Raw genomic sequence first — 19,547 nt, 5'->3', positions numbered from 1 at the left:
GTTTTAATATTTGATAATAAAATGTTGTTTTTCCATTCCTTTGCGGAAGAAAACCAATCCCAGCCAAAAAGTATCTACGGTAAGCGTAACCCGTGCATCATTTTTAATGGCTTCCCAGGCTTTTTCCATTCCCGGCGACCAGTGGATATCGTCAAAAATAAAAAGGGTATGTTCATGTGCTTTTTCCGCACAACGATTAAAATAATCTAACGTAGGCTCATAACGATGATTCCCGTCAAAAAACACGAAATCAAGCTGATCCATACGGTTAAGAACCAAAGGAAGAGTGACATCAAATTCTCCGACACTGATTTCCACATTTTTTATTCCCAGCTTCTTCAGGTTATTAGAAGCAACATCCGCCAGGCTGGCACAACCTTCCATGGAGATCATCCGGCTGTCGGGTACGGGGGCTTTGATGTAAGCCGTGCTGATACCGGCTGCCGTACCAAATTCCAAGATATTTTTGGGCTGAAAATATCGCGATAAACGAAAAAGCAACTGGGCCGGTTGTTTACGCTGCGACCTTTTTCTAACGATATCCCCTACTTTTTCAAAAGTTTCTTTATACGGTTTGTTGTCTGAACGGGCTCCAAAATCCACCGTTTCAATCACCGTTTTACTTTTGCTGATATTTTTTTTGTACTGTTCTATCTTTTTATATTCGGGATATTCCGTCCGGTCTTTCAACACTTTTTCCACCAGATCGTACACAAACGGCGAATGAACGCCATACCGGGTTTTGGCTTTAAACCAATAACCGATATAACTTTTTATCTGCCAATATTTATTCCTGATCATTTTTTTCTTCCCTATCTCCATTAAAGGGCTTTGCTTACTGCAAAGTAACTTTATTTACATAAAAAACCGTTCGCAAGGGTTGATTTTGTAAGGCTCTGTTTTTCAGCTCCTGATATCCAAAAACCAAAAAATAATGTCCGTACCAATGAATCATTTTATTTTCTCCGCTTCCCACAGCACGGTCACGCGGGTAACGACTTACAATATTTACTTTTTCGCGGGCATCCATTTTCTTATCCCTGTAAATATCTTGTGTGATAATCTGTCCCTGCGAAACATACGCCACCGTCACCACACTGCTGTCGGGATATACCAATGCTTTATCATCAATCCGGAAACTCAGGATATTCTGCATAGGGAAATCATTATCCCACAACATTTTACCATCTTTGGAAAAACCTGCCAAAATCACATCATAAAACCGGTAACCGGCAAAAACACGATAATCGGTTGGAAACATATTTCCGTAAAAATCGTATTGCATGTGGCTTTCGGTTTTATAATAAGCAACATACGCATTGGCCGAAACCAGATAGCCTTCGATTGTTCGATGCACCACCGGACGGGTAATATTTAACAACGAAAGAGTCGTTGGTTTTTTAGCCGCATTTTTACCTTTTCCACTCTCCTTGCGATAGCTTCCTAATCCAAATGTCCCCTGAATATTCTTAAAATCCAAAAAGTTAAAAACCCTGAGATTCTTTTGTTTTCCATTAACAAGATCCAAATAAAAAAGTCCTTCGGTGTTCGGATTATCTTCCTCATCATTACCAAAAAAACGGCCTTTGGTCACTAAGTGTACCGCCCCAAAAAATTGAATTTGATTTTCGGTAGCCGAAGCCAGAACAAACTGGCTTAACCGGCTCATCGGATCGAAATAAGAAACCGGGATCTTCTGGCGGAGTGTTCCGTCCGGATTAAAAACATACACCATGTTCAATACCGTCGACTTATTTTCCGTGTTGTTTGCCACAGCAATTACCGCCCCATTTGACGAACTGGAAAAAACACCATCTATAAAAACATTTTTGGGTTGGGTAAGATGGGTTACCCGGATAGAACCCGATCGTGTATCAACAAATAATATGTCGGCTTTATGGTTTTCCAGATTCAATCCTAAGGCCAGTTCATTACCCGAAATGGCAAAATCGGCAATCTTTGCTTTCAGCGGCATAGTACCCCGTACGCTGCTAAAAGTTTGTTTTCCGATATCATAAACCAGGATATCATAGAAACCACTTCCCCTTTTTACTTTTTTGCTGTGCCGGAAAACAAAGAAAACTTTTTGACTGTTCCTTTTTTCTTTCACAAAATAAAGCTGATCCGTCAGCGGAACAGGACGCAACCATTTTTGCCGAAGCATGTTATCAAATAAAGCAAAATACCATAGCCGTTTGCCTTCCGTATTAACCTGCGTAGATTCATAAAAAATCAAGAGTCCGTGCGATCCCATAGGTGCCATATGAAAACTATCGGTATTTCCACTGGCCACTTCCATACGGATAATGCGGGGAGCTCCTTTTTTCTGGGCATACAGCAAAAGGTTTCCTGACAACAGAAAACCAAACAACAATACGGCTGACAGTATTTTTTTCATTGCCCCCTTATTTCTTTTCTTTCTGCAAAGATATAAACCCGCAGGAATTTTGTCGTGTTCTTTCTTTTTTAAATGCAAGATAAGCAATCTTACTATCAATAAAATTTTTTACCTTTGTTGGAAGACGCTCAAAAAGAAAACCCAAATGCTTGCCAAAACATACGGGAGTGCCATCTATGGTATTGATGCACTTATCATCACCATTGAGGTGAACGTAGGAAAAGGCTCCAAATTTTTTCTTGTAGGCCTGCCCGACAATGCTGTAAAAGAAAGTCATGAACGAATACTGGCAGCCTTAAATAATGTGGGCAAAAAATTTCCCAAACGGCGCGTAGTCATCAATATGGCTCCGGCTGACATCAAAAAAGAAGGCTCGGCATACGATCTTCCCATTGCTCTGGGCTTGCTGGCCGCATCTTCTCAACTCAGCACGGAACATTTACACGAATTTGTCATCATGGGAGAATTATCCCTCGACGGAACCATAAAACCCATCCGCGGGGCTTTACCCATTGCCTTAATGGCTCGTAAAGCCGGATTCAAAGGAGTTGTTGTCCCGCTTGAAAATGCCCCGGAAGCAGCCATTGTGGACGGGGTGGAAGTATACGGCGCCCACCATCTGACCGAAGTCTGTGATTTCCTGGATGGAACCGGAACATTGCAAAAATTTGAAACACAAAACATCCGGAAATTTCATGAAGAAACCGAACATTTCGACCTGGATTTTGCCGATGTAAAAGGACAGGAAAATATTAAACGGGCTTTGGAAATAGCCGCTGCAGGCGGACATAATGTAATTATGATTGGCCCTCCCGGTTCAGGAAAAACCATGCTGGCCAAACGCATTCCGTCTATTTTACCTCCCATGTCGCTTGAAGAAGCCATTGAAACGACCAAAATTCATTCGGTAGCCGGTTTGCTAAAGAAAAAAGAAGCCCTGATTCTGCACCGGCCGTTTCGGTCGCCCCATCACACCATCAGCGATGCCGGACTGGTAGGCGGAGGACCTTATCCGCAACCGGGTGAAATTTCGCTGGCACACAACGGGGTTTTATTTTTGGATGAGTTACCCGAATTTAAACGAACGGTTCTGGAGGTCATGCGACAGCCCATGGAAGATCGTGTAGTTACCATTTCCCGGGCACGCATTACGGTGGAATATCCGGCAGGATTCATGCTCATTGCCGCAATGAATCCCTGTCCGTGTGGTTATTACAATCATCCCACAAAAGCCTGCACCTGTTCTCCGGGTACCGTAAAAAGATACCTGAACCGGATTTCAGGACCTTTATTCGACCGTATTGATCTTCATGTGGAAGTTGTTCCCGTTCCTTTCAAAGATCTTTCAGAAGCCCCTCCGGGCGAATCAAGTCAGGAGATACGAAAACGGGTAACCCAGGCAAGGAAAATTCAGGAAGATCGTTTCCGCAATCACCCAAAGATATTTTGTAATGCACAAATGTCAAACAAAGACATGAACCGGTTCTGCCAGCTTGACGAAACATCCCGCACGTTACTGAAAACGGCTATGGAAAAGTTAAGCCTTTCGGCCCGGGCTTTCGACCGTATCATTAAAGTGTCGCGTACTATTGCCGATCTGGATCACAGCGAAAATATCCTGCCGGCCCACCTTGCCGAAGCCATTCAATATCGCAGTCTTGACCGTGAAACCTGGGGTGACTGATTCCGGAAATCTCCAAAAAATCAATAGGTTGTCGTCATATCGTCAGGAACGACTATAATAAAATCAGCCAGGTTTTTATTTTTTTCGTTGAGCGTATCAATATCTTTTTGCTCTACCGTAGAAATGGTAACTATTTTCAGGCCGGGTTTATATCGATTTAAATACCAAATAATTCCCTGATGGTGATCGGAATGATAAGCGCCTTCATAATGAATAAAAAGTTTTCCTTTTCCGGCATACTGTGCAATGGAAGCCGCCATTGTAGCATCTTTCAACGCCTGTGCTTTCGGTAAATTAGGATTACTGTGTCCCATTTGTTTCATCATGGCCAGCATATCTTTGTAGCATTTTACGTTCGGATCATACGGAATAGGCAACGGAGCCATATACGATTTGGCTTCGGCAGTCAACGTGTCCAATGCTTTAAAACCATGTTTGTAAACGATATTGGCATAACGGCGGGGCACATTGGTAGCAATAAACGGCACATGGTGTTTCTTGGCAAATTCAACCAACGGCTTATAATCGGTTTTATAATTGGGCCACAACCGGGCTTCTTCTTCAAAATACTTTTGTGTGATTTCCCCTTTCAAATATTCATCAAGAATCAACTGGTTATCCCGCTCAAACATTTCAGCACCTTCGATAATATTTCCATTACGGGCTTTATAAAGGTCTTTGGTAATCTGCAATTCAAGCCAGTGAGCAATCGGATTATTATGCTGTTCGCCAAAAAATACCACATCGGCTGTTTTGGCAGCGTTAATCATTTTCTGGTATTTTACCAATTTGCCTTTGGCATTATACAAACGGTAAGCCGGTTTGTCGTTCTTAAATGCCGTCAAAGCCAGCAAAAAAACGACTCCAAAAAAGAGTTTTTTCATTGGTTTTATATTTATTGGATGAAGCAAACAAGCGGTTATTCATCCGGATGAATTGTCTAAAGAAAAACTATTTTTTCTTTAGTTTTTCTTCATAAAAAGTAAGTGGCAGCAAGTTTTCAATACCTTCTGTCACATTCACCGGCCCGGTTTCTCCCTGCATAATAATTTTCATTTTGCTTTTTTGGCGACTTTCCGTTTCGGCAATCACCTGGCGACAGGTTCCACACGGAGAAATGGGTTTGTCCAAAACAAAATGATCAGCCTTGGCCGCAATGGCCAACGCTTTCACCGCCACACCGGGATATTGAGAGTTCGCATAAAAAAGGGCAACCCGTTCGGCACACAATCCGGCCGGATAAGCCGCATTCTCCTGATTTGAACCGCACACTATTTTTCCGTTTTCGAGCAACACGGCTGCACCCACATGAAATTCAGAATAAGGAGCATACGACCGGGAAGCGCTTTTTACTGCTTCCAGTAATAATTTTTTATCTTCTGCGGGAAGCTCTTCCGCACCGTTATATTCGCTAATGGTAATCTTTAATTCTTTCTTCTTCATGTCCATTCGAAATTTAGCGCTAAAATAGGAAAAATAACCGTGTTTTATGCTTTTCCATGCTCTCCTTTCCCGGCTTTTCTCATTTTTTAAAACTTTAGCCGGATTGAACGGCATTCGATTTTTCTTTGCCAAACATCAGCAGAGAAAGAAAGAAGGAAAAAAGCGTTACCCCGGCATGAGTCTCCAACGTATCATCCGAAAGCATGGAACCCAGCATAATGAGGTAAAAAACAACAAAGAAATAATCATGAAAACTTTTGGTTTTCACCGGAGGATAAACCAGCGCAAACAAAAACCACAAAAACCCGAAAATGCCATAAGCAGCAAAAGTATCAACATACTGATTGTGCGCCAGAAACCCCACGTAATTCTCTAAACCGGCATTTAAACGAATATATTCATGGCCCAGTGCATCAAACAAATCGCCGGTACCCGTACCGGTCCAGAAATTTTTCCGGATAACCTGAAAGGCAGCCCGCAAATACTCATAGCGCTGTAAAATCGAACTGCCTCCCGCTTTACCGGTTTTTTGATATACCTGCCATCCTTTAACCATCACCAGGAGCCGGCTGTGCAATCCGGGATGGTTCACATAACAACTGTTTGCAATTCCATTTTCTATATTCTGAATATCTTTTTGCGAAAGCTTGCTGACTCCGGCCGCATCTTTTTTCAGGTTCTTGGAAGTAAGATACCGGATAAGTGTAATGGCTATCGGATTACCATTTTTGTCTTTTCCATCAAACGAAAAAGTACTGCGCTCATTCCAGGCCTGTTTCAGTTCTGGCAGACAAAGCCAGGCTCCCACATAACGCCCGTCTTCAATACCATAATGAACCGTATCAAAAACATACGGATGACCCAGTACGGTTTTTTTAGGGATAAAAATACACGCGGAAGCTTTGACGTGCGTCATCTGATAAATCTCATTTTTAAGATAAAAAACAAGCCCCAAAGGAATGGCAACCAACAAAAAGACAGTAGTGAATTTTACCACTCTTTTTTTCGACCGCATACCCTGCCAGAACAACATCCCCAACAAAATAATAACCAACAGGCTAAGCGAGGTTACGGATTCCATCTTCACTAAAAACCAGACAAACCAAAGCACAAGAAAAGACATGATTCCTTTTTGCCAGAACCGGAAAGAGGTGTCTTTTGCTAAAAAATAGAGCAACCCAAAGATTCCAAAAGTAATGTTCAGGCCAAAGCGCACCGGAGAGATAAATGGCGAAAACTGCCGCACATCCACAAAATTCCCGCTGATCATTTTGGCTGTGCCGATGATTGTTCCGGCAAACAGTGCCGCCACATAAAACAGCATGATGGTCCGAAATTCTTTTTTGTTTACCGGATCAAGGCTGGCAAATACCAAAGGAAAAAGCAGCAAAGGAAATTTAATCCGCAATACATCAGTAGCCTTGGGGAAATTTCCGGTAAAAAGGAGTCCCAGCCAACCCATCAGATAAATGGATGCAAAGACAACGGCCGGTTTGTTTCTGAAAAAAAGGGTTGTTTTTTCGATAATGCTCTCTTTGGCCAATACGTAAAAGTATTTTACCAAAAGAAAAGTTCCGGTGAACAGGCCTTTTTGCTTAAAAAAACGCAAGGCCACACTAATCTGGAAATCAGACCATATCCACAGCGCCAGCAAAAGTGCCATTCCCTGTGTCATGGTACTTTTAGAAAGAGGCAAACTGATGGCAATAAAAATGATTATGCCGAGGTAGATTTTCCGGAAAATCTTACTGTCGCTGCCGCTTGCCATAAAAACTTATTTCCTGAATAACAAAACGGCGCAAGGTAAGGATTATTTCTTTTTCTTGCTGTCTTTTGGCCCGGAAAGGATCGCGTCATATTTTTCTTTATTGCTCAAAATACTCACTGCCTTTTCCACCTCTTTATCGTTAATGATGCTTGATGCTGTTTTCCCGCTTTGATAGTAATAACGGGTAGCAATTTCCACTCGCAGCATCTCTTTAATTTCATTTTTATGCTTATCGATATCCTGTTTCTTTTCCTGTTCCAGCTCTTTTTTCAACGTATCGATAGTCGGTTCCAGAGCTTTCAGGTAATCTTCCCGTTTTGCACTTTGTTTTAAGCGATCGATGAGTTCTCCGGTTTCTGTTTTGTAACTGAATCCTTTTTTAAGAACAAATGCTTTAAACTGATTAAAAGTAGAATCGCTGATACGGAATTTCGTCGGGGCAGGAATGGTTTTGTGATGCAAACAAAACTCGTTGGCAAAATCGAAAATATAATTTTGCGCATACAAATCAGCCGAAACCTGACTAAACACCTGGGGTTTCATCACAATATCCGGTTGAATACCACCACCGTCACGTACAATACGACCATCAGCCGTTTTAAATGCATGTGTCAATGAGTCGGGAACCCGCACAGGCCGGCCGTTTTTATATTCCAGGGCCTGGATACAACGTCCGCTGGGAATGTAATATTTGGCAATGGTGATTTTCAGTTTTCCGCCGTAAGGAATCGGAACGGTATTCTGCACCAATCCTTTTCCGAAAGTACGCTGTCCGATAATTACTCCGCGATCCAAATCCTGCATGGAACCGGAAACAATTTCCGAGGCAGAAGCCGTATTTCCATTTACCAAAATGGCCAACGGAATTTTACGGTCAATCACCGGGCCGGGTGTTTTGTAAACAATATCGTTGGCTGCAATTTTTCCTTTGGTGGTTACAATGGTCTGCCCTTTTTTGACAAAAATATTGGCAATTTTTACCGCTTCGTTCAATAATCCGCCCCCATTGTCGCGCAAATCAATGATTACTCCTTTAATGTCATCATTTTCTTTCAAATCCAAAAAGGCATTTCGCACATCGTTAGCCGCATTCGGATTGAACTGGTTAAGACGGATATAACCAATATGATTTTTCACAACACCATAATAGGGAACATTGGGTATTTTAATCTGTTGCCGTTCCAGCGTAAGGGTAGTATCTTTTTTGGCTCCGTAATGCCGGATGGTCATCTTCAATGACGAACCCGGATTTCCTTTCAGCAATTTACTCACCGCCAACGAGGAGAGTCCTTTTGCTGATTTTCCGTTGATGGCAATAATTTTATCGCCGGCTTTCAATCCGGCTTTCTGAGCCGGGAAACCTTTATACGGTTCGGTAATCACCACATAATCGCCCTGTTTTTGAATCATGGCACCAATCCCGCCATAAACACCACTCAGCATCAAATTAAAATCAGCCATATTTTTAGCCGGCACATAAATAGTATAAGGATCCATGTGCGCCAGCATTTGCTCTATGGCCGTCTGGGTTAATTTTACCGGCTGAATAGTATCTACATAATTCAGGTTCAGCTGATTCATTACACTGGAAAAAATCTCAATGCCTTTGGCTACTTTAAAATTGTTGTAATCCTGTGCTCTGAGTCCGGTAAAGGCAATAAAAACAAAGCCTAATAATAAAATATTTTTTCTCATTGTTTTCAATTTTCTAAAGTTTAAGGAACGGGATCATAACCACTGCCACCCCACGGATTACAGGAAAGAACCCTTTTTAAAGCAAGCCAGCCGCCTTTAAACGGCCCGTACTTTTTAATGGCTTCCACACTGTAAACCGAGCAGGTAGGCGTATAACGACAGGAATGCCCGATGTAAGGAGATAATGTATATTGATACACTCTAATCAACAGTATAAAAAATTTCCCCAGGAGCTTACTCATTTCTTTTTTTGTAATTGTTGCAAAATTAGAATAATTTTTCGTTCTATCTCAGCATAATCCATGTGTACTTTTGGCGTATAAATCAAGCCGATAAGATAGGTTCCGGTTTGGTTTTTTTCGCCATTTTCATGGGATAAAAAAATTGCTTTATTTTTCCGGTAAGCTTCGCGTACCAGCCTCTTGATCCGGTTGCGGTCCACGGCCCGTTTAAAATTCCGTTTCGGTACGGAGATCAGCACTTTTGCCGGATAAGGCGCTGCCTTATCCAAAACCACATAATACACTTTAAACGGAAAAACAAAAAAAGATTTTCCGCCTTTAAAAAGCTGATGCATCAGCTTTTTCTCGTACAACCGTTCTTGTTTGGCAAAAGTCTGTTTCACCTTTCATCCTTTTTGGCAAAGGTAAACCGATTTGCTTTAACTCACTCCACTTTACGGCTTCCCAAGGGGTGAATTTAAAATAATTTAACGAAAAGACTACAGAAAAAAGGTTTTCGAAAATCACATTATTTTTTGTAAATTAGCACCAAAGACATCAGGCAATACTTTTGTATTGTACTTTTGTACGGTAACCAAAGAACAAAATCATGAAATCAATTATTGTTGCTTTCGACTTTTCAAAAAATGCTGTTCATGCTTTGGATTACGCTTTGGTTTATGCAAAAAATCTTCAGGCTGCTATTTATCTGGTGTGGGTGGATAATTCAAAACCGGCCGGCAGCTTGATTGAAACCATTGATGAAGACCTGCGCATAGAAAAGAAAAACTACCTGAAAAAGATCATTGACGATTATAGCTCCCGTTATCCGGACCTTTCTTTCAACATGGTGTTGGGAAGAGGAAAAATTTACCAGGAAATCGGAAAAACAGCACGTCGTTTAAAAGCCGAACTCATTTTTACCGGAACGCACGGAGCTACCGGATTTGAAGCGTACTGGATCGGCAGTAATGCCTATCGAATTACAACCACAGCACCGTGTCCGGTAGTTACTGTCAACTGCAATTATAAAATTACCGGCACCATTTCGCACATTTTACTGCCTCTTGACAGTTCTCTGGAAACCACAGAAAAACTTCCTTTCACATCCGACCTGGCCGAACAGTTCGGCGCTACGCTTTATCTGCTCAAAGTATACAACACTCCTTTAAAAGTTATCCGCAACCGGATTGACCATTTTGCCAAAGAAGCTGTTGACCTTTTAAACCAGCGCCAGGTTAAATTTAAAGTGGAAGAGGTTGAATCGGACAACGTCGTCTCGGGAATTTTAAATTTTGCCAAAGACAAAGAAATCGATCTGATTGCCATTATGACCGAGCAGGGAAATGCTTCGGCCAACCGGTTTCTCGGACCTTATGCCCAGCAAGTAATCAACAATGCCCCCATACCGGTTATGAGTCTGCGTTCAAAAGATTATCATGATTTGGATGAAATGGATGAAGAAAATGAATTTTAATTCGAACTTTGCATCCGATAAGAAAAGGAAAAATTAAACGTTTAATTTTTGATGAAGAACCGTTGAAAATGATAAAAATAAAAATCATATTGCTTTTTACGATCATGGCCGGAGCAGGCAGCCTTTTGGCACAGGACAGCATACCATTTCACCGCACAGTAAAAGCCGATTTCATTGGGGATGCCCGCATTGATACCCTATTGCAGATGCATGTAATGCAAAACGAAAAATTTCCGGTAATCTCCGGATACCGCATTCAGATTTATAAAGAATCAGGAAACAAAGCACTGGAAAAAGCACTGGAGATCCGTGATGCTTTTGAAGAAAAATATCATGTTCCGGCATATATCACATTCAACGAGCCGTATTACCGGGTTCGGGTAGGTGATTTCAGAAGCCGGCTGGATGCCATTCGTTTTCTGGAAAAGATAAAACGGGCTTATCCGCTGGCCTGGGAAATAAAAGATGATATCCGGATTCATCCAGCCAATTTGTCCAATCAACCATAAAAATCTGTTATCATGAGTAAAAATATTGTGGTCGGTGTTGATTTTTCTGACTGTTCGCTCAATGCCCTGGAACATGCGGTGATCATTTCCCGTAAAGCAAAGGCATCGCTCACGATGGTGTGGGCCAATCATTTGGACTATTCCAAGGAAATTTTTTCGGTAGAACCGGAAAACCTCCGGCAGGAAGTACAAAAACGATTTGAAGAACTGGTCGGAAAATACCAACCACAGTTGGCTCCCGGCACCCAAATTGACTTCCGGATGGAAAAAGGGAAAGTGTACAAAGTGATTTGTCATGTGGCCAAAGAAAAAGATGCTTTTCTGGTGGTTATCGGCACACACGGTTCTTCAGGCTTTGAAGAATTCTGGATTGGAAGCAATGCCAACCGGATTGTATCGGCCAGCACCAGACCCATATTAACTATCCGTGCCGGAGTCGATTCCAACAAAGATTTGAAAACCATTGTCATGCCTCTTGACAGCACCCGGATCACCCGCCAAAAATTACCGGTTACCGCCGAGCTTGCCGGTTATTTCGATGCGGAAATTCACATTGTAGGGGTTTACACTTCCACTGCCGAAAGCATCCGGTACCGGGTACAAAATTATGTTCAGGAAACAGAAACCTATCTGAAAGAAAAAGGGATTCGCTATCGTTCGGTTTTTCTGGAAGCCAGTAACATTACCGATACCGTCCTTGAATATGCCCAGAAAGTAAATGCCAACCTGATCTCGATCATGACCGAACAGGAAACCACCACTGCAAACCTGTGGCTTGGACCGTTTGCCGCGCAAATGGTCAACCACTCTCCCATTCCGGTACTCAGCGTACACACCGATAATTCAGGGCACTGGGTATAAACGAAAAAGCCGGCACTTTTGCACCGGCTTTTCATCTCTTTAGCATCCTGCAAACTTAATGTGTCAGAATATTTCCGTCTTTATCAAAGAAATGAAATTCAAGCATGTGATAGTTTTTCATCTCTTTGAGTTTTACCCATTGCTTGTATTCAAAGAACCATTTCAATCGTTTTGAAATAGGACCGTGAAGAAGATAAGTATAAATAAACGGATGCACACCAAGGGTAAGCCCTCTTTCATTTTGGTCCAGGATCAGATATTCCAGGTTATTTTCAATGTCATCAATTACGTTGATGCTGGATTTGATTTTGCCGGTACCATTACAAACCGGACATTTTTCCATCACAGAAACGGTCAGTTCAGGCCGTACCCGTTGCCGGGTAATCTGAACAAGGCCAAATTTTGACGGAGGTAAAATCGTGTGTTTGGCACGATCTTTTGCCATTTCGGCTTTCAGATGTTCATACAACTGTTTGCGGTGCCGGGCTTCATGCATATCGATAAAATCGATAACAATAATGCCGCCCATATCGCGTAATCGGAGTTGTCGTGCAATTTCGGTAGCTGCCTCCAGGTTAGTGGCCAGCGCATTTTGTTCCTGCGAATTGTTTTTATTTACCCGGTGTCCGCTATTTACATCAATAACATGGAGAGCTTCGGTGTGTTCAATGATAAGATAAACGCCACTTTTTATGGTAACATTTTTACCAAATGAATTTCTTATTTGCTTATCTACATGAAAATGTTCGAAGATAGGCTCTTTCCCCTTGTAAAGCTTAACAATATCTTTTTTATCAGGGGCAATTTGCTGAATATAAGCCTTTATCTCATCATACAACACGGGGTCGTTGATGTAAATACTGTTGAACGATTCGTTCAGAAGGTCCCTTAAAAGGGTAGAGGTACGTCCGAGTTCTTTCAGAACTTTTTGCGGTGCTTTGAGGGTAGGTAACGATGCAGATATTTTTTCCCATTTTTCGACCAGATTACGCAAGTCGGCATCCAGCTCGGCCACTTTTTTATTTTCGGCCACCGTGCGGATAATTACGCCGTAATTTTCCGGTTTAATACTTTGTATCAACCGTTTAAGCCTGCCGCGTTCTTCTTTGCTTTTGATTTTTTGCGAAATGGAAATCTTATTGGAAAAAGGTATCAATACGAGATACCTTCCTGCAAAGGAGATTTCCGTTGAAACACGGGGTCCTTTGGTTGAAATGGGTTCTTTGGCAATTTGCACCAAAATTTCCTGGCCGGGGCTCAGTACTTTGGTGATTTTGCCATTTTTTTCAATATCTGGTTCCGGTTTAAACTTGGCATAAGAAATTTTATCTCCTTTTCCCTGTTGTAAAAGGCGGGTATAATTATTCATGGTGCGTATTTGCGGCCCCAAATCAAAGTAATGCAAAAAAGCATCCTTTTCATATCCTACATTTACAAAAGCAGCGTTAAGACCGGGCATAATTTTATGCACCTTTCCCAAAAATACGTCGCCTACAGCAAAATGGTTATTGTTTTGTTCCTTATGAAGTTCAACCAGGTGTTTATCCTCAAGTAGCGCAATATTAACCTCAGTAACATTTGAATCGATAATTAATTCTTTGTTCACGTTATAATATTGATTTACTTATGATTAAATAAATTAAACACGTCTTAAATTCCGGAGGGATGAATAATAAAAATTTAAGTCGTGATAAGGTGTGGATAAAAAAATAATAGCCGGCCCCATGCCCTGCACAAAGCCGGCTATCTCATAAAGAGAAATGTAATTATTTCTTCTTATGCCTGTTCTTCCTTAAACGTTTTTTACGTTTATGGGTCGCCATTTTATGTCTCTTTCTCTTCTTTCCGTTTGGCATAGTGATAAAAATTTAAAATTTATTTTACGTTTTCTTTAACCGCATTTACAAAAGATTTGGCTGGTTTAAAAGCCGGAATCTTATGAGCGGGAATAACAATTGTCGTGTTTTTTGAAATATTACGGCCGGTTTTTTCTGCTCTTTCTTTAATAATAAAGCTTCCAAAGCCTCTCAGGTAAACATTTTCACCATTGATCATGGTTTCTTTCAGGCTTTCCATGAACGATTCCACAACAGCCTGTACGGCTACTTTCTCAATTCCTGTTTTGTTAGCAATTTCTGCTACAATTTCTGCTTTTGTCATTTCCTTATGTTTTTAAAATGTTTAAAATTAGTTTACTAATTTGGGCCACAAAAATAATAAGAATTTGTATCCGTTGTATTAAAAAATCAAAAAAAATTCATCTAATGGGTTCTTTTTTAACACATTTCAACATATGAAAGATCAATTTGGAAAGGATTTGACGCGCTGGTATGAAACCCATAAACGCCCTTTGCCGTGGCGCTTTACCCGCGACCCGTATAAGATTTGGCTTTCCGAAATTATCCTACAACAAACCCGTGTAAATCAAGGAATTGAATACTACGAAAAAATCATAACGGCTTTCCCGGATATTTACCGGCTGGCAGAAGCCACCCAGCAACAGGTGTATAAACTGTGGCAAGGACTGGGTTACTACAGCCGGGCCGACAATCTGCTGAAAACGGCCCAAAAAATCGTAAAAGACATGAACGGGCAATTTCCGCACTCTTTTCAAGCCTTGAAATCACTTCCCGGGATTGGCGATTATACGGCAGCCGCTATTGCGTCCATTGCTTTTGACCAGCCCCATGCTGCTGTTGACGGAAATGTGTACCGGGTGCTATCGCGTATTTTTGGCATTCAAACGCCCATAAATACCGCTGCCGGGAAAAAAGAATTTTTGCAGTTAGCCCAACAACTGATGGAAGGGGCTCATCCGGCCACTTTTAACCAGGCGCTCATGGAATTCGGAGCCATACAATGTACGCCCAAAAATCCTGGTTGCGACACGTGTATCTTCCGGTCACGTTGTTTTGCTTTTCTTTCGAAAAAACAGGCATCATTACCCACAAAAAAGAAAAAAGCACCTTCAGGACAACGGTTTTTTTACTATTTCGTGATGCAACACCAACAAAACGGACAAACATTTTATTATTTGCGAAAACGAAACGACCGCGACATCTGGCGAAACCTTTATGATTTTCCGGCCTGGGTTACGCCAGAAAAACTGGAAAACCCACTGGACAGCTTACATCAGCTTCCGGAAATCATCAACATGCCGTCTGTTTCTTTTACGGCAGGCACCCCTTCTGCACTTTATACCCAGCAACTTACCCATTTAAAAATTTCGGCCTGGTTCATCCCCGTTTATTTGCCACACTTTTTTCCGGATACGGCAAAAAATTCATTATCTTTGATACAAACAAACCAATTGTCAAACTTTCCTGTTCCGCGGTTGATTTCCCGGTACTTACAGGATTTTAACTTAATGTAAATTATTATTATGGCCGGATTAAACAAAGTCATGCTTATCGGAAACATTGGTAAAGACCCGGAAGTTTATGTTTTCGACAATGGAAACAAAAAGATCAGCTTCCCGCTTGCCACATCCGAAAGTTACTTAGACCGAGACAAAAACGAATGGATTGAACAAACAGAGTGGCATAATGTTGCCGGTTATCGCTACCTCGCTGACAAGAATTTTGCCAAAGGCGATATGGTGTATGTTGAAGGGAAAATAAAAACCCGGAAATACACCGATAAAGACCAGAACGAACGGTATATCACCGAAATCGTGGCGGACAAGATCAATATTTTGGTCCGGCGGTCGGCCGAAAATGCCGCTTATTCCGGCGGGCAACCGGCTGCACCACAAAAACCGGAAACCAACACCGGAAATGCTGCTGACGTGCCAGAGGCTCCGGACGATGATCTGCCCTTCTAAAATTTCCGGTTTTTTCCGGGAATTGCAGGGAATCGTTTTGGTTTCACATTTCTTATTACTTTTGTCACTGTTTTATTAACCAAATGAACTGTTTTGGAAGAGATTGCTTTAGATCCTGACCCTCACCTGCTTTCCGTTTTACTGGACGGATTTTACAAAGGTTTTCCGCCCGAAGCGGTTCTTACCACAATAATTCTTTTGTTGATGCTGGTGGCTTCCGGATTGATTTCCGGCTCGGAAACTGCTTTCTTTTCTTTTCAGCCGGCTGATATAGAAAAGCTGAAAAAGAAATATGGAAAACGGGGACGAAAAGTGCTGGCATTGCGCGACAAACCCAAAGAACTTCTGGCTACCATTCTCATTTCCAATAATTTTATCAATGTGGGAATTGTGGTCATCTCTACCTATCTTACCACTTTGCTTTTCAACCTGAAAGAACATCCTGTTCTTACTTTTTTGGTTCAAATTGTACTGGTTACCTCTTTTTTGCTCATTTTTGGCGAAATACTCCCTAAAATCTATGCCAATAAAAAACCGGTTTCTTTTGCTTTGATGATGGTTGATATCATTGCTATTTTGCTGTGGTTTTTTAAACCGTTAAGCATGATTTTGGTACGGTCGACCGGGGTAATCGACAAAAAACTGGCAGCTAAAAAATCGGCGGTGAGTATGAGCGACCTTTCTGCAGCCATTGACATTACAGTAAACGAATCCACTCCGGAAGAAGAAAAGAAGATCCTGAAAGGAATTGCCACTTTTGGCGAAACCGAAGCCAGTGAAGTAATGCGTTCGCGGGTAGATGTTACCGCGGTTGAAAAAGGCCTTCCGTTTAGCGAAGTTTTACAAATCGTTACCGACTCGGGCTATTCGCGTATTCCGGTTTATCGTGAAAACCTGGATCACGTAGAAGGTTTACTTTACATCAAAGACCTATTGCCTTACATTGATACACAAAAAGAAGTGGAATGGACGTCATTAATACGCCCTGCCTTTTTTGTTCCGGAAAACAAAAAAATCAACGACCTGTTACAGGAATTCCGCGAAAAGAAAATCCACATGGCCATTGTCGTGGACGAATATGGCGGCACCTCAGGAATTATTACCCTTGAAGACATTCTTGAAGAAATTGTGGGAGAAATCAGCGATGAATTCGATGTGGAAGAAGAAGCCTTTCAGTATAAAAAAATCAATGCCAACACCTACCTTTTTGATGCCAAAACACCACTCAACGACCTGTGCAGGATTTTATCCGTTGACGACGAGACCTTTGACCGTGCCCGTGGCGAATCGGATTCGCTGGGCGGCCTGATTCTGGAACTGGAAGGAAAAATTCCGGCAAAAGGAGAGAAAATAATTTACGACCGGTTTACGTTTGAAATCGTGGATGCGGATGAACGCAAAATAAACAAAGTGAAAATTATTCTCAAACCGGAAAATCAAAATGCTTAAAAAAGGCCTTGCAGGAGGAGTTATCCTGTTTTCATTCTTATTGATTTCGTGCCACTCGCATTACTCACCCAAACCACGCGGTTATTTTCGTATTGACCTGCCCAAACATGCATACCGCTCTTTTGACAGTACTTTTCCTTACCGTTTTTCTTATCCGGTTTATGCCAAAATATCCAACGACCCGCTTTCGCCCGAACAAAAATATTGGATGGATATTCATTTTCCACAGTTTAAAGCCACTTTACACATCAGTTACCGAACCATTCATCACAACCTGCGAAAATACCTGGAAGACTCCCGGAAAATGGTTGTTAAACATATTCCGAAAGCCAACGCCATTCATGACAGCCTGATCATCGATCCGAAACGGAACGTTTTTGGTATGGCTTACGATATAGAAGGATCCGGGGTAGCATCGCCTTATCAGTTTATTCTTACCGACAGCATCCGGCATTTTTTACGGGGATCGCTTTATTTCAGGGTTGAACCCAACAACGATTCTCTTGCTCCGGTTATCCGGTTCATTAAACAGGATATCCGGCATTTTATCCAGACACTACAATGGGAAAATCCCGGTAATAAATCAACCGCTAAAATTCAGAAGTAAAATAAAACCGGATATCCGGATATTTCTCTTGTGCCATTTGTAGAGCAAAAGGCGAGTCCGCAAGGAAAACTTCCCGGCCTTCTTTATCCACAGCAATCTGATTCCGTTTACGCATCCTGAAATCTTCAAGCTGTTCTTTGTTATCACTGACAAACCACGCCGTTTTGTACAAAGTAATCGGTTCGTAGCGACACTTGGCATTGTATTCGTGTTCCAGCCGGTACTGAATCACTTCAAACTGCAATGCGCCCACTGTACCAATAATTTTACGGCCGCTTTGTTTTCCGGTAAACAGCTGGGCAACACCTTCATCCATCAGCTGATCAATTCCTTTGGCCAACTGTTTGGCCCGCATGGGATCAGCATTGACCACATACCGGAAAAGTTCCGGAGAAAAGCTGGGAATTCCTTTAAAATGAAGAATCTCACCTTCAGTTAAGGTATCGCCTATTTTAAAATTCCCGGTATCATGAAGCCCGACAATATCGCCGGGATAAACCGCATCAACTACCGATTTTTTCTGTGCCATAAAAGCAGTCGGACTGGCAAATTTTATTTTCCGGTTTTGCCGTACGTGCAAATAATTGGTATTCCGCCGGAAAACGCCTGAAACCACCCTAACAAAAGCAATCCGGTCGCGATGATTGGGATCCATATTGGCATGGATTTTAAAGACAAAACCGGTAAAGGCCTCTTCGTCGGGCTGCACAAAACGCACATCGCTTTCGCGTCCCTGCGGCGGCGGTGCAATTTCAACAAAGACATCCAAAAGCTCTTTTACCCCAAAATTATTAAGCGCACTGCCAAAAAATACCGGAGAAACTTTTCCGGAAAGATAATCTGCTTTGCTAAAAGCAGGGTAAACACCTTTTACCAGATCGATTTCTTCTCTGAGTCTTTCGGCATCATCGCCCAGATAATCTTCCAGTCCGGGGTCACGAATGTCATCAAACCGGATACCGGCTTCCACCACCTGTTTTCCGGGAGTAAAAAGATGGAGGTTTTTATAGTAAATATTGTAAACTCCTTTGAAGTTTTTGCCCATTCCTACCGGCCAGCTTAACGGAATAACGTTTAACTCCAGCTTCTGTTCAATTTCGTCCAGCAGCTCAAAAGCATCTTTTCCTTCACGGTCTAATTTATTGATAAATACCATCATCGGCGTATTCCGCATCCGGCAAACCTTGACCAGTTTTTCGGTTTGCGGTTCTACGCCTTTGGCCACATCAATCACCACCACCACACTGTCAACAGCGGTAAGTGTACGGAAAGTATCTTCGGCAAAATCCTGGTGACCCGGTGTATCCAGAATGTTGATTTTTGTATCCTGATATTCGAACCCCATCACAGAAGTGGCTACCGAGATACCCCGCTGCCGTTCAATTTCCATCCAGTCGCTGGTGGCTGTTTTTTTTATTTTATTTGATTTTACAGCTCCTGCCACCTGAATGGCTCCGCCGTACAACAATAATTTTTCGGTAAGTGTGGTTTTTCCGGCATCCGGGTGACTGACAATGGCAAATGTCCTCCGCCGGGCTATTTCTTTTTTACTGACCATGTGAAAATTTTAGGCCTGCAAAAGTAAAAATTTAAGCAACGCCGTAAAAAAAGC

The 19,547-nt window shown here is 42.0% G+C and carries 19 protein-coding genes; 8 read left to right on the top strand and 11 right to left on the bottom strand.

Features of this window, described 5'->3' with window-relative positions:
- Positions 1 to 3 precede the first annotated feature (3 nt).
- Together LA303_RS02450 and LA303_RS02445 are read right to left on the bottom strand one after the other, a co-directional pair.
- Positions 4 to 801 (bottom strand): O-methyltransferase, encoded by a 798-nt coding sequence (locus tag LA303_RS02450; protein WP_240526352.1) that lies wholly within the window; start codon positions 799 to 801, stop codon positions 4 to 6.
- A 34-nt stretch (positions 802 to 835) separates the two neighbouring features.
- Positions 836 to 2,398 (bottom strand): hypothetical protein, encoded by a 1,563-nt coding sequence (locus tag LA303_RS02445; protein ID WP_240526351.1) that lies wholly within the window; start codon positions 2,396 to 2,398, stop codon positions 836 to 838.
- Positions 2,399 to 2,543: 145 nt separating this feature from the next.
- Here LA303_RS02445 and LA303_RS02440 point away from each other — a divergent pair, with 145 nt between their 5' ends.
- On the top strand, positions 2,544 to 4,082 hold the full coding sequence (locus LA303_RS02440; RefSeq protein WP_240526350.1) for a YifB family Mg chelatase-like AAA ATPase: 1,539 nt from the start codon (positions 2,544 to 2,546) through the stop codon (positions 4,080 to 4,082).
- 20 nt (positions 4,083 to 4,102) lie between these two features.
- Here the strand turns inward: LA303_RS02440 and LA303_RS02435 are convergent, their stop codons facing one another.
- The 6 genes from LA303_RS02435 to rnpA form a co-directional block, all read right to left on the bottom strand.
- Complete coding sequence (locus LA303_RS02435) at positions 4,103 to 4,966, bottom strand: ChaN family lipoprotein (RefSeq protein ID WP_240526349.1); 864 nt, start codon at positions 4,964 to 4,966, stop codon at positions 4,103 to 4,105.
- A gap of 67 nt (positions 4,967 to 5,033) precedes the next feature.
- On the bottom strand, positions 5,034 to 5,525 hold the full coding sequence (gene cdd / locus LA303_RS02430) for a cytidine deaminase (RefSeq protein ID WP_240526348.1): 492 nt from the start codon (positions 5,523 to 5,525) through the stop codon (positions 5,034 to 5,036).
- A 94-nt stretch (positions 5,526 to 5,619) separates the two neighbouring features.
- On the bottom strand, positions 5,620 to 7,293 hold the full coding sequence (locus LA303_RS02425; protein ID WP_240526347.1) for an O-antigen ligase family protein: 1,674 nt from the start codon (positions 7,291 to 7,293) through the stop codon (positions 5,620 to 5,622).
- A 42-nt stretch (positions 7,294 to 7,335) separates the two neighbouring features.
- A complete protein-coding gene (locus tag LA303_RS02420) occupies positions 7,336 to 8,988 on the bottom strand; it encodes a S41 family peptidase (protein WP_240526346.1) in 1,653 nt (550 codons plus the stop codon).
- 20 nt (positions 8,989 to 9,008) lie between these two features.
- Positions 9,009 to 9,230 carry a membrane protein insertion efficiency factor YidD gene (yidD, locus tag LA303_RS02415; RefSeq protein ID WP_240526345.1) on the bottom strand — a complete coding sequence of 74 codons (222 nt, stop codon included), beginning with the start codon at positions 9,228 to 9,230 and terminating at the stop codon, positions 9,009 to 9,011.
- Complete coding sequence (rnpA, locus tag LA303_RS02410; RefSeq protein WP_240526344.1) at positions 9,227 to 9,613, bottom strand: ribonuclease P protein component; 387 nt, start codon at positions 9,611 to 9,613, stop codon at positions 9,227 to 9,229. Before rnpA ends, yidD begins: the two co-directional genes overlap by 4 nt.
- A gap of 206 nt (positions 9,614 to 9,819) precedes the next feature.
- On the opposite strand from rnpA, the gene LA303_RS02405 reads away from it, so the two are divergent.
- The 3 genes from LA303_RS02405 to LA303_RS02395 all read left to right on the top strand — a co-directional run bounded on the left by LA303_RS02405 (position 9,820) and on the right by LA303_RS02395 (position 12,056).
- Entirely contained in the window at positions 9,820 to 10,686 is an 867-nt protein-coding gene (locus LA303_RS02405) for a universal stress protein (protein ID WP_240526343.1), read from the top strand.
- Between the two features lie 68 nt (positions 10,687 to 10,754).
- Positions 10,755 to 11,195, top strand: coding sequence for an SPOR domain-containing protein (locus LA303_RS02400; RefSeq protein ID WP_240526342.1), 441 nt, complete (start codon positions 10,755 to 10,757; stop codon positions 11,193 to 11,195).
- A gap of 12 nt (positions 11,196 to 11,207) precedes the next feature.
- Positions 11,208 to 12,056, top strand: coding sequence for a universal stress protein (locus LA303_RS02395; protein ID WP_240526341.1), 849 nt, complete (start codon positions 11,208 to 11,210; stop codon positions 12,054 to 12,056).
- Between the two features lie 55 nt (positions 12,057 to 12,111).
- On the opposite strand, the gene LA303_RS02390 is transcribed toward LA303_RS02395, so the two are convergent.
- On the bottom strand, positions 12,112 to 13,662 hold the full coding sequence (locus LA303_RS02390; protein WP_240526340.1) for an Rne/Rng family ribonuclease: 1,551 nt from the start codon (positions 13,660 to 13,662) through the stop codon (positions 12,112 to 12,114).
- A gap of 269 nt (positions 13,663 to 13,931) precedes the next feature.
- Positions 13,932 to 14,216 (bottom strand): HU family DNA-binding protein, encoded by a 285-nt coding sequence (locus LA303_RS02385; RefSeq protein ID WP_240526339.1) that lies wholly within the window; start codon positions 14,214 to 14,216, stop codon positions 13,932 to 13,934.
- Positions 14,217 to 14,349: 133 nt separating this feature from the next.
- Between LA303_RS02385 and mutY the strand changes: the two genes are divergently transcribed.
- The 4 genes from mutY to gldD all read left to right on the top strand — a co-directional run bounded on the left by mutY (position 14,350) and on the right by gldD (position 17,935).
- Positions 14,350 to 15,429 (top strand): A/G-specific adenine glycosylase, encoded by a 1,080-nt coding sequence (mutY, locus tag LA303_RS02380; protein WP_240526338.1) that lies wholly within the window; start codon positions 14,350 to 14,352, stop codon positions 15,427 to 15,429.
- Between the two features lie 9 nt (positions 15,430 to 15,438).
- Complete coding sequence (locus LA303_RS02375; protein WP_240526337.1) at positions 15,439 to 15,879, top strand: single-stranded DNA-binding protein; 441 nt, start codon at positions 15,439 to 15,441, stop codon at positions 15,877 to 15,879.
- Positions 15,880 to 15,972: 93 nt separating this feature from the next.
- Entirely contained in the window at positions 15,973 to 17,328 is a 1,356-nt protein-coding gene (gldE, locus tag LA303_RS02370) for a gliding motility-associated protein GldE (RefSeq protein WP_240526336.1), read from the top strand.
- Complete coding sequence (gene gldD / locus LA303_RS02365; protein WP_240526335.1) at positions 17,321 to 17,935, top strand: gliding motility lipoprotein GldD; 615 nt, start codon at positions 17,321 to 17,323, stop codon at positions 17,933 to 17,935. The genes gldE and gldD overlap by 8 nt, the downstream gene beginning before the upstream one ends.
- Here the strand turns inward: gldD and LA303_RS02360 are convergent.
- Positions 17,919 to 19,493, bottom strand: a complete 1,575-nt coding sequence (locus tag LA303_RS02360; RefSeq protein ID WP_240526334.1) for a peptide chain release factor 3 — start codon at positions 19,491 to 19,493, stop codon at positions 17,919 to 17,921. The genes gldD and LA303_RS02360 overlap by 17 nt on opposite strands.
- Positions 19,494 to 19,547 lie beyond the last annotated feature (54 nt).

The organism is Candidatus Sulfidibacterium hydrothermale (assembly GCF_020149915.1).
GTDB classification, from domain to species: Bacteria; Bacteroidota; Bacteroidia; order Bacteroidales; family F082; genus Sulfidibacterium; species Sulfidibacterium hydrothermale.
This window is presented reverse-complemented; position numbering and strand designations above follow the sequence as displayed.